General features: G+C 44.4%; 13 protein-coding genes and 1 other annotated feature. Of the genes, 1 reads left to right on the top strand and 12 read right to left on the bottom strand.

Annotated elements, in window-relative coordinates:
• Positions 1-19: 19 nt before the first annotated feature.
• Positions 20-277, bottom strand: a binding site (T-box leader).
• Positions 278-348: 71 nt separating this feature from the next.
• The 12 genes from EBO34_RS20535 to EBO34_RS01925 all read right to left on the bottom strand — a co-directional run bounded on the left by EBO34_RS20535 (position 349) and on the right by EBO34_RS01925 (position 12,028).
• A complete protein-coding gene (locus EBO34_RS20535; protein ID WP_183163672.1) occupies positions 349-525 on the bottom strand; it encodes a hypothetical protein in 177 nt (58 codons plus the stop codon).
• Positions 526-777: 252 nt separating this feature from the next.
• Positions 778-1,221: a D-aminoacyl-tRNA deacylase gene (dtd, locus tag EBO34_RS01970; RefSeq protein ID WP_122896279.1), complete on the bottom strand. Its 444-nt coding sequence runs from the start codon at positions 1,219-1,221 to the stop codon at positions 778-780.
• A 106-nt stretch (positions 1,222-1,327) separates the two neighbouring features.
• On the bottom strand, positions 1,328-3,511 hold the full coding sequence (locus EBO34_RS01965) for a RelA/SpoT family protein (RefSeq protein ID WP_122896278.1): 2,184 nt from the start codon (positions 3,509-3,511) through the stop codon (positions 1,328-1,330).
• 451 nt (positions 3,512-3,962) lie between these two features.
• Positions 3,963-4,475, bottom strand: a complete 513-nt coding sequence (locus tag EBO34_RS01960) for an adenine phosphoribosyltransferase (RefSeq protein ID WP_122896277.1) — start codon at positions 4,473-4,475, stop codon at positions 3,963-3,965.
• A gap of 30 nt (positions 4,476-4,505) precedes the next feature.
• Positions 4,506-6,851 carry a single-stranded-DNA-specific exonuclease RecJ gene (gene recJ, locus EBO34_RS01955; RefSeq protein WP_122896276.1) on the bottom strand — a complete coding sequence of 782 codons (2,346 nt, stop codon included), beginning with the start codon at positions 6,849-6,851 and terminating at the stop codon, positions 4,506-4,508.
• A 58-nt stretch (positions 6,852-6,909) separates the two neighbouring features.
• Entirely contained in the window at positions 6,910-7,239 is a 330-nt protein-coding gene (locus EBO34_RS01950) for a LapA family protein (RefSeq protein WP_122896275.1), read from the bottom strand.
• Positions 7,240-7,255: 16 nt separating this feature from the next.
• Complete coding sequence (locus EBO34_RS01945; RefSeq protein ID WP_122896274.1) at positions 7,256-8,170, bottom strand: cation diffusion facilitator family transporter; 915 nt, start codon at positions 8,168-8,170, stop codon at positions 7,256-7,258.
• Positions 8,171-8,498: 328 nt separating this feature from the next.
• Positions 8,499-8,729: a hypothetical protein gene (locus EBO34_RS01940; protein WP_122896273.1), complete on the bottom strand. Its 231-nt coding sequence runs from the start codon at positions 8,727-8,729 to the stop codon at positions 8,499-8,501.
• A 73-nt stretch (positions 8,730-8,802) separates the two neighbouring features.
• Positions 8,803-9,741 (bottom strand): protein translocase subunit SecF, encoded by a 939-nt coding sequence (gene secF, locus EBO34_RS20530; protein ID WP_183163671.1) that lies wholly within the window; start codon positions 9,739-9,741, stop codon positions 8,803-8,805.
• Positions 9,731-11,044, bottom strand: a complete 1,314-nt coding sequence (secD, locus tag EBO34_RS20525; protein ID WP_183163670.1) for a protein translocase subunit SecD — start codon at positions 11,042-11,044, stop codon at positions 9,731-9,733. The genes secF and secD overlap by 11 nt, the downstream gene beginning before the upstream one ends.
• A gap of 137 nt (positions 11,045-11,181) precedes the next feature.
• Positions 11,182-11,514 carry a post-transcriptional regulator gene (locus EBO34_RS01930; protein WP_122896272.1) on the bottom strand — a complete coding sequence of 111 codons (333 nt, stop codon included), beginning with the start codon at positions 11,512-11,514 and terminating at the stop codon, positions 11,182-11,184.
• Positions 11,515-11,536: 22 nt separating this feature from the next.
• Entirely contained in the window at positions 11,537-12,028 is a 492-nt protein-coding gene (locus tag EBO34_RS01925; protein WP_236785176.1) for a COG2426 family protein, read from the bottom strand.
• A gap of 307 nt (positions 12,029-12,335) precedes the next feature.
• On the opposite strand from EBO34_RS01925, the gene spoVB reads away from it, so the two are divergent.
• Positions 12,336-13,886, top strand: coding sequence for a stage V sporulation protein B (gene spoVB, locus EBO34_RS01920; RefSeq protein WP_122896271.1), 1,551 nt, complete (start codon positions 12,336-12,338; stop codon positions 13,884-13,886).
• Positions 13,887-14,197 lie beyond the last annotated feature (311 nt).

Genomic DNA, 14,197 nt, shown 5'->3' with positions numbered 1-14,197 from the left:
AACTCCCATCCCTGTCTGAAACAGGGACGAGAGTTTATTCCCGTGGTACCACCCTAGTTGAGATTTGCTTAGTCCTGATGGAAAGTCAAAAGCAAACTCCGCTTTCATTGATAACGCCATTCTTGGCGGCTTCTTCTAATGGGATCTCATGATCCGTTCAAAAAAACACCTACAGAGTGTTCGTTCATTGAGGTCTTTGAAAAGTGCTTTCAGCCTGTGGCACTTTTTCTCTGAAACAAAGGGATTCTCAACTACTTTGCTCTGTCGTCGGTTGTAGTTGTGTATTGAATTTAGGATGAATCTATCATACGAAGAGAAAAAGGTCTTGTCAAGAACATCTTCATTAATTTAATTTCTACCCATTTTCTTTTTCAATGTTTTTACGTCGTGAAGGGAAAGGCCAAACTCACATGCCAGCTCAAAGTTTGTCTGTTCCTCTCCGTGCTCTGCAAACCTGTGCAGATCCACGTTCATGTATTGTCTTGTCTGGTGCTGTTTCTCCCGTTCACTGTGTCCGTTTCTCATCTGTCAGCCTCCGTCCGTCTTCTGCTTTCTTTTAGCATGTCCAAAAGAGAGCACATTTAGACGAGGGCTATTCTTTTCGTAACGCTGTTTTCGCATAGATTGAAAATGAAGCCTGCGTACCCTTTGCTTTCCTTGGCGGTGCGGGCAAGCCTCCTCGGACTGCGTCCTGAGTGGTTTTGCCTGGCCCCCACGACACAGAAGTTTCGGGCACTTCGGCTTCATTATCTTTTTCAGCAAACCCAAAAAAAACAGCTATTCTTTACTGTCGATGATTAATGTAACCGGACCGTCATTCGTGAACGAAACATCCATCATAGCCCCAAAAACGCCTGTTTCAACGTGAAGGCCGTTATTTTTTAACCGGTTGTTGAAAGCTTCATAAAGTTCGTTTGCCTGGTCGGGCTTCGCTGCTCCCATAAAGTTCGGACGGCGTCCTTTCCGGCAGTCCCCATACAAAGTAAATTGGGAAACACTCAAAATCTCTCCTCCGGCATCTATGACACTGTTGTTCATTTTGCCTTTTTCATCTTCAAAAATGCGCAGATGACTTACTTTGTCTGCACAAAAAATAACATCTTCCTCCGTATCCTCGTGAGTAACACCAACTAACAGCATAAGACCTTTGTCAATCTTACCTGTAACCTCACCATCCACGACGACACGGCCCTCTTTAGAGCGCTGGACTACGATACGCATTTTTTCACTCCTTATGTAGGAAGCCACTGAAAAAGTAAAAGACCGTACTTTTTCAGTACCTTCATGTAAGCACAGGTGTCCTGAACAAAGTCAGAACACCTGCGGTTTAATGCATTACCCGGCGAACAGCGTAGATATCCGGGATTTGTTTAATACGATCCACTACCTTTTGAAGGTGGGCAACATTTTGAATTGAGATTGTCATGTCAATCGTTGCCATTTTATTTTTATCTGACTTCCCTGAAACTGCATTTATATTGGTTTTCGTTTCAGCCACTGCCTGGAGAACTTCGTTAAGAAGGCCCCGGCGGTCAAATCCTGAAATTTCAATATCCACATTGTAGTTCTTCGTTTTCTGCTGATCCCCTTCCCACTCTACCGGAAGGAGTCTTGTTTTTGCTTCGCTGTTATCGATATTCGGGCAGTCGCTCCGGTGGATACTTACACCGCGCCCTTTCGTAATATAACCGATGATATCGTCACCAGGTACAGGGTTACAGCAGCGGGATAAACGAATCAGAAGGTTGTCAATGCCTTTCACTCTGACACCAACGCTTCCTTTTTTCGGCGTTGAGTAAGACTTAAGGTCTTCAACCGCCTCTGTAATTGTCTGATTCTCTGCTTCTTCTTCCTGCTGTTTACGGATATTATCCGTCAGACGCGTAACAATCTGCGCTGCAGTAATGCCGTTATACCCAACTGCCGCATACATATCCTCGTCAGAAGTAAAGTTAAACTTATTTGCAACGCGGCTAAGGTTTTCAGTGGTGAGCACTTCCTTCTGCTCGTACCCTTTCCGGTCGATCTCACGCTCGATCAGATCCCGGCCCTTTTCCACGTTCTCTTCCCTGCGTTCTTTTTTAAACCACTGTCTGATTTTATTTTTCGCATGGGAACTCTGCGTCAGTTTAAGCCAGTCCTGACTCGGACCATAGGAATGCTTGGACGTGAGAATATCAACAATGTCTCCTGTTTTTAACTCATGATCAAGAGGGACCATCTTTCCATTCACTTTCGCACCTATACACCGGTTTCCAATCTCTGTATGAATCCGGAAGGCGAAATCAAGTGGAACCGAACCCTTTGGAAGCTCAATGACATCCCCTTTTGGTGTAAATACGAAGACCATATCAGAAAATAGATCAATCTTAAGGGACTCCATAAATTCCTGAGCATCGTTTGTGTCATTCTGCCATTCAATAATCTCTCTGAACCACGATAGTTTCGTTTCAAGAGATTCATTGTTATCATCCACGTTTTTCTTTTCTTTATATGCCCAGTGCGCAGCCACACCGTATTCAGCTACTTTATGCATATCTTCCGAACGGATCTGAACTTCAAGGGGATCCCCTTTCGGTCCGATCACTGTTGTGTGAAGAGATTGATACATGTTTGCTTTAGGCATGGCAATATAATCTTTAAACCGCCCCGGCATCGGCTTCCAGTGTGTATGAATAATGCCGAGTACCGCATAGCAGTCTTTAATATTTTTTACAATAATACGAACGGCAAGCAAGTCATAAATTTCATTAAACTGCTTGTTCTGGAGCGCCATTTTACGATAAATACTGTAAATATGCTTTGCCCGCCCGTTAATCTCTGCTTTCACACCTACGTTCCCGAGACGCTCGACAATTTTATTTTTCACCTCGTCGATATACGTTTCACGCTCGGCGCGCTTTTTTTTCATAAGGTTGACAATCCGGTAATACTGCTGCGGATTCAAATATCGCAGAGCTGTATCTTCAAGCTCCCACTTAATAGCAGAGATACCGAGACGGTGAGCGAGTGGTGCAAAGATCTCAAGTGTTTCATTGGCGATCCGGCGCTGTTTTTCCGGTGGCAAATGCTTCAAAGTACGCATATTGTGAAGACGGTCAGCAAGCTTGATTAAAATCACACGGATGTCTTTTGCCATGGCGACAAACATCTTCCGGTGATTTTCAGCCTGCTGCTCTTCTTTTGATTTGTATTTAATTTTACCGAGCTTCGTTACACCATCCACGAGCATGGCAACTTCATCGCCGAATTCCCTGGCGATTTCTTCGAGAGGCACATCCGTATCCTCCACTACATCGTGAAGGAATGCTGCTGCGATCGTGTTCGGGTCCATTCCAAGATCTGCGAGAATTCCGGCAACCTGAACAGGATGAGCAATATAGGGCTCACCGGATTTACGGAACTGGTCTTTATGTGACCTTTCTGCCATGAGGTAGGCATTGCGTAAAAAAGTCACATCCTGCTCGGATAAATATTCACTTGCTATTTGAAGCACTTGTTCACTTGTCATGAAATCACCTTACATCTAAAGATTTCTTCCATATCAAAGCAGAAGGATATGAGAATTTTGTCGAATAAAAAAATGAAAGAAAACCCGGCTAATGCCGAGTTATCAGCAGAAGTAAGAATTGGTTTATTAACCGAGACGTCTTCCCCTGTAATCTATTCAAAGTTTTTTACTGTAATAATGAATTGCCATTATCTTAACATAGTATATAAGAAAGTGTAATTTTTTTTTAGTAAATATGTGAAAATAATTAGGAACATAGGGTGAATCCAGATTTAAACAGGGCTTCAGCCTGGGTAACCAGCTCTTCTTATCCCCTTGAATTTACAAGGATACGGTTGGAGCAACTGCGCTATGCATTTGCAGAGTAGCTTAGATTAAGTGCTGATTCCTTCAGAGGCCGGCTCATAAGATGGAATACAATCTTATGAGCCGGCCTCTTTATGTTTGCCCTTTAGTATTGAACTAATGAGTACACATTGTAGTTTTTCAGTTTGTCACGGCCATCAAGGTAGGAAAGTTCGATCATGAAAACAATACCTGCTACAACGCCGCCAAGCTCTTCCACCATCTTGATTGTAGCTTCAATGGTACCCCCTGTTGCGAGAAGGTCGTCAGCGATAAGAACTTTTTGTCCAGGTTTAATTGCGTCTTTATGAATGTTCAGGCTGTCTTTGCCGTACTCAAGGCCGTAATCAACTTCCAGTACTTCACGCGGCAGTTTACCGGCTTTTCGTACAGGAGCGAAGCCTGCACCCATGGAATAAGCAATCGGACAGCCGACTACAAACCCCCGTGCTTCCGGTCCGACAACAACGTCGATGTCTTTTTCTTTAGCAAACTCAGCCATTTCGTCGATGGCTTTTTTGTATGCCTCTCCATTTTCCATCAACGTAGTGATATCTTTAAAGCGAATTCCTTCTTTCGGGAAATTCTCAACAACCGTAATATACTTTTTGAAATCCATCTCTTTGTCCTCCTGTAATCTCATGAACACCTAAACATTAATTTCTGTTACATTTTTTTGAATAAACGGTTCGAACCATTGCTTCAACGCACGGTAGGATGAATAAACGAGCTGATTTTCCAGTTCTCCCTGCTTCACTTGTTGCTGGTAAAGCCGTGAATCTGCAAGGGATTTTTTTGATGGCTTACTCTGAAGCGTTACAAACCCATTGTCCATTGTAACAAAATCCAATTCAAAAAACACCTTACTCATGAAAACGACCGTATCCTTTGTCCACCCTTTATGTTTCGCAAGGTCCTGAGCCTGCTTTTCGAGGTTAAAGGATCCGCGCTTTGTCAAAAATGCATAGTACCATTTGAAATGGTCCCTTGTGGGGATAGTCTGGAAAAACGTGTCATCCTCCTGGGCAAATACAGCATAAATCCGGCTGGGTACTCCACTTTCCAGAACAGCAGGAATATCTGTTTCACTACATGGAATGTCACCAAAAATCACAAAGGCCTCTGACAGGTCCGGTTTTTCCTGATCTCCTCTGGACAGATCATAAACAGCCACACCATGATTTTTCAATTCATTTGGTAATGTCGTTTCTTCTCTGAACTTTACATATACAAGGCGTTCCCCGGCAGTCTGTTCAATAAAGGAAGACCAGTTCACATGCTTCCCTCTCAGGTCAAATAACTGCCAGTCTTCTACTTTAATATCTTCAATAATCAACTGGGGCTTTACGTGTCCGTTCCACTCATTAATGGATACGTAACCAACAACGGATACCCTATCGAGCGGTGTAATATGTTCATACAGGTCGCCAATTCTAAATCCAATGCCGTCCAGCTTGGTTCCGTTATTTTCAAACGTCACTTTGAGGTGATCTTTGTTTGAGCCAATCTTTTTATATTGGTCTAGCTGAGTATTGGCTATCATTACTTTTGGCGACGGATGTCCGACTCCGAAGGGTGACAGCTTATGGAGGTCCCTGATGGCGTCTACCGTTATTTCACCTAGTTCTGCAACAATATCAATTTTCCTTGTGGGGATGAAATCTCCTTCTGTAAGGACTTCATCAGCCAGTCTGCCCAGCTTCGCTCTCAGCTTGTCGATATTTTCAATCTCCATTGTAAGCCCGGCTGCCATTGGATGACCGCCGAAATGGGGAAGCCACTCATGACACTGGGAAAGATTCTTGAACATGTCGAAACCTTCGATACTTCTGGCAGACCCTTTCGCCAGCCCTTTTTCAGAGTCCAGACTCAAAACGATCGTAGGGCGGTAATATTTTTCAACAAGTCTGGATGCTACAATGCCGATAACCCCTGCATTCCAGCCTTCCTGACCAACAACGATGACAGAGCCTGCCCCTTTGCTTTCCACCTGGGCGATGGCTTCTTTCGTAATGTCATTGACGATCTTCTGCCTGTCTTTATTGAGTGCATCAACTTCGTGAGCAATCTCCTCTGCTTCTTCCGGATTTTCAGTAATAAGCAAAGACACGGCCGGATCTGCTGAATCCAGTCTTCCTGCAGCATTCAGACGCGGTCCGAGGGCAAATCCTACGTGCTCTTCTGTTACTGCGTTTGTATCAACGCCGGAAAGCTCCATCAATGCCCTCAGCCCCGGACGATTTGTTTTGGCAACGGCTTTCAGTCCTTTTTGTACAAGAAAACGATTTTCATTAACAAGGGGAACAAGGTCAGCAATGGTTCCCAGGGTAAACAGATCCAGATACTCTTCAGGAAACCGGCCGATAAGAGCTTGTGAAGTTTTAAATGCAACCCCTACACCTGCCAGATCCTTAAACGGATAAGGGCAGTCATCCTGTTTATGATTTATGATGGCAAATGCGTCCGGAAGTTCCGGAGGCGGTTCATGGTGGTCGGTAATTATTAAATCCATTCCCAGTTCTTTGGCTACTGATGCTTCGTGGACAGCAGATATTCCAGTATCCACCGTTACGATCAGGCTGACACCGGATTCCTTTGCTTTTCTGAAAGCACCTTCATTTGGCCCGTAGCCTTCAGTAAACCTGTTAGGGACATAGTATCCCACGTCTGCGCCAAGGCTCCCGAGTGTCTGAAACATAACGGAAGTACTCGTAACACCATCCGCATCATAATCTCCAAAAACGAGAATTCGTTCTTTATTTTCAACCGCCTGTTTAATCCGGTCAACAGCCTTGTCCATTCCTTTAAATAGAAACGGATCATTCAGAACCGTTTCGTCCATCGTTAAAAATTGTCGTGCTTTTTCTGTATTATTCCATCCCCGCTGAACGAGTAATCTCGCAGCAAGAGTTGAAAGGTTCAACTCTTCTGCCAGTCGTTCAACAAGAGGTTCTTCTGTTGTTTCAATGTTCCATCTGGCTTTTGATTTCAGCATAAAAACACCCCTGACCCACTCATTATACAAGAGGGAAACAGGGGTGACAACGCTCAAATCATGTTTGCCCTGAATCGGACACACCTTCTTCTTTTTTCGCTTTCTGACGCTCCTTTACACGGGAGCGTTCACTCGAATCCGGTTTCAATCTCTCATTTTCAGCCTCGAGTTTTCTTACACGCTGCTGAAGGCGGTAAATTTTATAAATACCTACACTTCCCACAATCAGGCCGCCCATAAGAACAGAACCGATAATGACCAGTACAAGGGGCCACTCGTTTTGCCCGAACAGATAATTCACTTCCACGGGATCTACATTGATGACCGCAAAAATGGAAATAACCAGTACAACAATAATGCCGATAATCAATCCCCATTGCCCTTTCACAATCCATCAGCTCCTTTTATTTACTGTCTTTGGAATATGGATTAATATGCACACGTACATCCTGGACATACTCATCAGTCATGAGTTGTTCTTTAACCCTTTTCCCGATTGCATGACCTTCTTCAACAGTAATATACGGATCCACTGCGATTTTTATATCAACAATCACATAATGCCCATGCTCTCTTGCAAACAGTTCATTTACTTCCATAACTCCCGTTACCTTACTGGCTTCTTCGTACATTTCCATAGTGTCTTCTTCATGAAGAACGTGATCAAGTGCATTATGGATGGCTTCACTTCCAAGTTTCCAGGCCATTTTTACAATAAGGATGGCTACGAAGAAACCTGCAACAGGATCCGCATAAACAAGCCAGTCTATTCCCATATTACCGCCGATTATCGATGCACCAATCCCCAGAAGGGCTGCCACTGATGAAAACACATCGGAACGGTGATGCCAGGCGTCTGTAATTAATGCATCACTCTTGTATTTTTTACCCAGATGAATCTTATATCGAAACATTAACTCTTTTGTAATGATCGAAAACACAATCGCATAAATTGCTGCTGTTCCAGGTATAAAGATAGGTTCAAATAGTGCCTTTACTGCATTTATCGCAATTTCCAGACCTACAACGAAGAGTAGAACAGCCACAATGATCGCTGTAATTGTCTCTGCTTTTCCGTGACCGTAGGGATGGTCTTCATCCGGCGGCATCTTAGCTGCCCTGACACCAACCAGAACCGCCACTGACCCTACCACGTCTGACGCTGAATGAACGGCGTCAGCAACCAGTGCACGGCTGTTTGCCATGATACCAACGATGGCTTTTACTGCAGCAAGAATAATATTACCGATAATGCCGACCCAGGCTCCGGTTCTTACTTTTTTATACCGTATGTCCTGATCTGTAGCTGAAGTGCTCATGGCGGTCTCTCCTCCTTATATGTATCCTTATATTCTACATGAATATGACAAGAAAAATTATCGGACTTTCGTGTTTTTATCGTTTACTTCCATCCCGGTTCTCATGCGAAGGGATTTTGAAAGCGGGCCGATTATTAAAAATCGTAATAGACGCAGCCGTAATGTCCTTCGCTTTCCGTGGAGATACCGGCGATCCTCCTCAGGACTTTGCCGAAGTCTCTGAAAAGACAGTCAGGGTTCGCTCCAATCAATCTTTTTAAATGACCTTTGGTACATCATAAAACCAAAGCCCATTTTTGCTGCAATCAGAGCAGTGGTGACGTTATTATCAGACTTTGACTTTTTCAGGGCCCTCGCTTTGCCCCTCTAGAGTCTCGTATGTCTGATACTTCCAGACGAGTGCCGCATCAACTCCGCACGGTGCACTGTGATAACAAAAGATACAGATAACTCCGCCTGAACATATTTCAAGCCAGTTTTCATACGCCATGGTGAGAATATCATGCTCATGAACGTCTCTGTTAAACTCTGGTGTTGATTTCCGCTTTAAAAAGCTCAAAAGAAACAGAGTACCTCCTGCTCCGGTTACACAAAAGCACTCTGCTCAAAATAAGCAGAGTGCCTTTATTTGTTTAAGCTTCACTTTCACTTTCCTGAAGCTGCTTTGATTTAAAGCGGGCTCTTTTAAGCTGGCGTGTCTTAAAAGTGAGCCATAACTGGGCAGCGATAAACAAGGAAGAATATGTTCCTGCTATGAGGCCGACCACAAGAGCCAGTGAGAACGTGCGGATACCTTCTCCACCGAAGATGAGAAGGGCACCTGCAGCGAACACAACAGTCAGGACAGTGTTGATGGATCTTGCCAGTGTCTGAACAAGACTTTTGTTCACAATACGTGCAAGATCTTCAAAGCCTCTTACCTTTTTCTCCAGCTTCATGTTCTCACGAATCCGGTCAAAGGTAACGATCGTATCGTTAATCGAATAACCGATTATCGTGAGAACTGCGGCAATGAATGGAATGTTCACTTCCATTTGAATGATACTGAAGAAGGTTAATATAAACAGTGCATCGTGGAAAAGGGCAATGATCGCTGCAATTCCATACCAGAATTCAAACCGGATCGATACATAAATGATAATCCCGACAGTAGCAATCAGCACACTGATAAGGGCATTTCGCGCAAGCTCCTCACCAACGATCGGTGTGACGCTGCTCACCGTCGGTGTGTTACCGTAAACATCTTCGAAGTGACGCTGTGCTTCGAGGACTTCAGACTGGCTGAGAACCCCGATAAAACTTGCACGTCCTACATCGTTGTTATCTCCGGCTAAAATGATGTCATCCGGAGTAAGTCCGACTGATGCAAATTCTTCTGCAATCTCTTCTTCAGTTACCGTATCTTCAGCCAGGACGTCCATCGTTGTCCCACTGCTGAAGTCAATGCCTAGATTCAGTCCGATTGTTGACAGGAGAATGATCCCGACAGTAAGCAATGCCGCTGAAAAGAGGAAGAACTTCTTGCGGTGTTTAACAAAATCCAGCTTTGTCGCTTCATGTTCAAAGTTCACTGATTTCACTCTCCTTTACACCGAACAGCTTTGGCTTCTTATTAAGAATACGGCTGTTCACCCATAAACCGAGCAGGAGTCTTGATCCGTAAACGGCAGTAATAAAACTTACCAGGATACTTGTTATAAGCATAACTGCGAAACCTTGAACGGCACTTGTACCGAAATAAAACAGAACCCCGGCTGCAAGAATGGTTGTAATGTTCGCATCGAGTATCGTCGATAATGATCTGCGGCTTCCTGCTTTAAACGCACTCATCGTCGACTTCCCGGAGCGCAGTTCGTCTTTAATCCGTTCATAGGTAATGATATTTGCATCAACAGCCATACCTACACCTAGAATCAAGGCTGCAATACCAGGAAGTGTAAGTACCGCATTCATCCAGTTGAACACGACTAATACAAAGTAAATGTATACGGTCAACGTAATCACCGCGATGATTCCCATAAAGCGATAGTAAAGAAGCATGTAGGCAAAAATCAGTGCTATTCCGATGAAGCCTGCAGTGATGGCTAAATCCATCGCCCGTTCACCCAGTGAGGCACCTACAGAGTTTGAATAAATTTCTTCAAGCTCTACAGGAAGCGCTCCCGCGTTTAAAATCCCTGCGAGGTTTTGCGCTTCTTCAATAGTGAAGTCTCCTGTAATCATAATATCTGTTGTTCTGAGTACTTCATCAACATTGGGTGCCGAGATAATTTTCGAGTCTTCCTTCATGATCTCTTCATCAAAGGAATCTTCCTCATCATAGTCCAGCCAGATCGCCATTTGGTTATCAGGCCTCATTTCCATGATTTCTCTCGTTACATCCCCAAACAGGTTGGCATCCTGAATTGTAACTGTAACAATCGGTCGGTTTGTGTCCTGATGGAAGCTCTGCCGGGCTCCACCTTCCACGAGATCCGATCCATCGAGCATCAGATTATCGTTAACATCACGAAAGGACAGTCTTGCTTCTGTAGATAGAAGTTCCCTCGCTGCCTGTTGGTCTGTTACACCGGCAAGCTGCACCCGGATCCGGTCGTCTCCTTCAATACTCACATTCGGCTCGGATACCCCAAGCACGTCGATACGGGCATTAATCGCACTCACCGTATCGGTCAAAAGTTCCCTGTCTATTTCCTGATTGTCACTGATCGGTGTGACTTCATAAAGCACTTCAAATCCGCCTTGCAGGTCAAGGCCCAGTTTAATATCATCTGCGTGATCCATGACGTTTGCAGCAATCAACCCCGCCAATGCTGCAACAATTGCAAAAAACAGTGCAATCCGCCACTTCTTGACGCCCCTTTTCTTTTTCATGCCTGCTTGTCCTCCTTAAGCTCAGAAGCTGACTGAACGAGACCGGCACTTCCCGTTCGTTCAACGGTTGGTATGGTCCTGTTGAAAATCCAATATTTTCATTATAGCGATTTTAAAAATTCAATGTCAATCTCATCTTACTTTTTTGAGAAGTCTTCCACGTTGAAATCATCGAGACTGAAAGCTCCTTCAGCTTCCTTTTCGAAGTAGTTTGGCGCCTTATACGCTTCGATGGTGAGAAAATTCATATACTCCGAAGATTTAAGGCTGAACACATCACCGATAAGTCTGTGTACACGAAAAGGTTCCTCCAGATCTCCTCTTTTAATGTCCTTCTGCCATTTTACCGTGACACACTGCCAAACATCTTCCACTGTCACTTTTTCATAACCGAGAAACTGCCATTCTTCGGCTTTACTTTCAAGGGCAGGCATCAGTTCATCTTTCCATTCATCGAAATTTTTACTCATGTTCTCCTCTCCTCTCCGTATGTTAACCGAATAAACCGTATGTAAAAGCTGTTACTCCTACTGCGGCAATAAGAACTCCCGAACCAATAGCAATAAACGCCAGACGCGTAGGGATAAAGAACAGAATCGCTGCTAAACAGGCAGAATAAGCCCCTGTGGTTGGAAGAGGTACAGCAGTAAACAATATGAGTCCCACGGCTCCATACTTTTCAACCTTGTCGCTTTTCTTCATTGTCCGTTTATAAAGCCAGTCGTAAAAACGTTTGTAAACCGGTACACGCATAAGGAACTGACTGATGGGGCGGAACAAAATCAGAATCGGAAGAATTGGTAATAAATTTCCTATAATGGCATACATAAATGCTTCGTACCATGGCATTCCGAAGCCCAATGCAGCTAAAGGAATACCGCCTCTCAGTTCAAGAATCGGCATTGCCGAAACGAGCACAACAAGAAGCTCCGGGGTTAAAAATGAAAAGTTCTCTACAAAAAAATCTGTCAATCTCTCTTTCAATGACTGTCGCTCCTTTAAATTAAACGGTGTATTTTATTAATTTACTGACTACACCGATCTTTTTCAATAGCTTATATATGTACTCTTAATACCTTTGACGATGCAGACAAGTTGTCATGCCTGGCCCCCTATTCAGCATATACATCTTTAAGGAAAAAATCTACATCCTCACGTGAATTTTTCCAACAATCTGAAGGCTTACAACACGTGATGGCTTTTACCATAACCACTTCTCTCAGGATCAGAGACTTCGGGATCGCAGAATTATACCTCAGTGGTTAACCAAACAAAAAGGCAGGGGCTTTTCATGACTAAACAGTCGTTTCTAAAAGGGGCATTCATCCTCATCATGGCAGGGTTGATTACACGAATACTGGGATTTGTAAATAAGATTGTTGTAGCACGGATCATGGGGGCAGAAGGCGTCGGTCTTTACATGATGGCGGTACCTACCCTCCTGCTCATCATAACACTCACCCAGCTAGGGCTTCCCGTTGCGATTTCAAAGCTCGTAGCCGAAGCAGATGCCAATGGGGACAGGACGAGAATCAAACGGATTCTCGTTGTCTCCATTGCGGTAACAGCTGTGCTGAGCGTGATTTTTACGACAGCCATGATTGTAGGTGCTCCTCTTATTTCTGAGACGCTGCTCACGGATTCACGGGCATTTTATCCTCTTGTTGCCATTTCACCAATTGTGCCGATCGTGGCACTGTCTTCAGTTCTTCGCGGGTATTTCCAAGGGCTTCAGAATATGAAGCCGACAGCCTACTCACAGGTCATTGAACAGGTTGTCCGCATTACCCTTGTAGCTACATTTACTACGGCTCTTTTACCTTATGGAATTGAATACGCTGCAGCAGGTGCCATGATTTCAGTCGTAATCGGAGAACTTGTCTCTCTTCTGTATATGATTTACCAGTTTAAAAGAAGAAAGAAATTCAAAGTCCGTAAGCAGTTTTTTGACTATGTCAAAGGCTCCAAAACAACTTTCAACAATCTTATGGCGATTGCTTTACCTACAACGGGCAGCCGCCTAATCGGCTCTGTGAGTCTGTTTTTCGAGCCAATCGTAGTAGCCCAGAGCCTTGCGATTGCCGGTGTTGCGACTGCCGTTGCAACTGCTCAGTACGGCGAACTGGCTGGGTTTGTTATTCCGCTTCTGCTTCTCCCGACATTTATTACCTATTCGTTAAGTGTTTCTCTCGTACCAGCAATAAGCGAAGCTGCGTCCCAGAAGCAATACGGCATTATTCACCACCGGCTCGGCCAGGCCTTGCGCCTGGCACTTGTATCGGGTGGCGGTGCTGCCGTAATCTTATATATGTTCGCAGAACCGGTGATGACACTTATGTACAACGCCCCTGAAGTAGCAGCATATGTCGTAATCATGGCCCCTTTCAGTATCTTTTTATACTTTCAGGGCCCTCTTCAGGCAGCTCTGCAGGCCCTCAATTTAGCTAAAGCTGCTATGTTTAACAGCCTCGTTGGTGCTGTAGTGAAAATAGTTGCGATTTTTGTTCTGGCCTCAAGACCTGAGCTCGGTATCATGGGAGCAGCCCTTGCGATTGTTACAGGCTTTATACTCGTTACTCTGCTTCATTTTGCCACTCTGGCAAAGACAATCAGCTTCACGGTAAATTTGCGGGAGTTCGGTAAAGTACTGCTGATCATTATCATGTCAGGAGCCGTTGCATATGCTTCACTTAAGTATGTCACAATAGAAAGCAGTCTTTTGTGGCAGACTCTGGGTCAGATCGGGCTTACAACGATCACCTACACAGTGCTGCTCTTCTTGTTTAAGTTAATCAAAAAAGAAGAAGCAAGACGCCTTCCGGTAATTGGACGGTTCTTCTAGTGCTCAAATGTTATCAGGGACGTTTGCGGTTTATGAGAAGCGGTCTTGAATTCCCAACATTCATCCTGGAAGTTTTAAAATCAGGCTCTTTACTTATGGCGGTGTTAAAGAATATTGTTGGTTTATTAATAAAATTGATTGCAGCGAATGTACGACACTCCTGAGGGAGCGATGAGGGGTTACACCACGAATAAGCTGCGAGTTGCTTCGACGCACATATCTGCACAGTGTTTCTGGTACAGAAAGAAGCAGTCTTAAAGCTCCTGGAGACTCACCGGCGCCCCTGCGAAGAGGGCGTGCGGTGAGTGTAA

This window comes from Alteribacter keqinensis (assembly GCF_003710255.1).
Classification (GTDB): domain Bacteria; phylum Bacillota; class Bacilli; order Bacillales; family Salisediminibacteriaceae; genus Alteribacter; species Alteribacter keqinensis.
The sequence above is the reverse complement of the archived record's forward strand: the minus strand, read 5'-3'. Positions and strand labels throughout refer to the sequence as shown.

What these genes read in the sequence shown, in the direction of transcription:
- EBO34_RS01945 (WP_122896274.1), bottom strand. Translation starts at nt 8,170, where the DNA reads ATGAGCACTTCAGCTACAGATCAGGACATACGGTATAAAAAAGTAAGA.
- spoVB (WP_122896271.1), top strand. Translation starts at nt 12,336, where the DNA reads ATGACTAAACAGTCGTTTCTAAAAGGGGCATTCATCCTCATCATGGCA.
- secD (WP_183163670.1), bottom strand. Translation starts at nt 11,044, where the DNA reads ATGAAAAAGAAAAGGGGCGTCAAGAAGTGGCGGATTGCACTGTTTTTT.
- recJ (WP_122896276.1), bottom strand. Translation starts at nt 6,851, where the DNA reads ATGCTGAAATCAAAAGCCAGATGGAACATTGAAACAACAGAAGAACCT.
- EBO34_RS01965 (WP_122896278.1), bottom strand. Translation starts at nt 3,511, where the DNA reads ATGACAAGTGAACAAGTGCTTCAAATAGCAAGTGAATATTTATCCGAG.
- EBO34_RS01960 (WP_122896277.1), bottom strand. Translation starts at nt 4,475, where the DNA reads ATGGATTTCAAAAAGTATATTACGGTTGTTGAGAATTTCCCGAAAGAA.
- EBO34_RS20535 (WP_183163672.1), bottom strand. Translation starts at nt 525, where the DNA reads ATGAGAAACGGACACAGTGAACGGGAGAAACAGCACCAGACAAGACAA.
- EBO34_RS01930 (WP_122896272.1), bottom strand. Translation starts at nt 11,514, where the DNA reads ATGAGTAAAAATTTCGATGAATGGAAAGATGAACTGATGCCTGCCCTT.
- dtd (WP_122896279.1), bottom strand. Translation starts at nt 1,221, where the DNA reads ATGCGTATCGTAGTCCAGCGCTCTAAAGAGGGCCGTGTCGTCGTGGAT.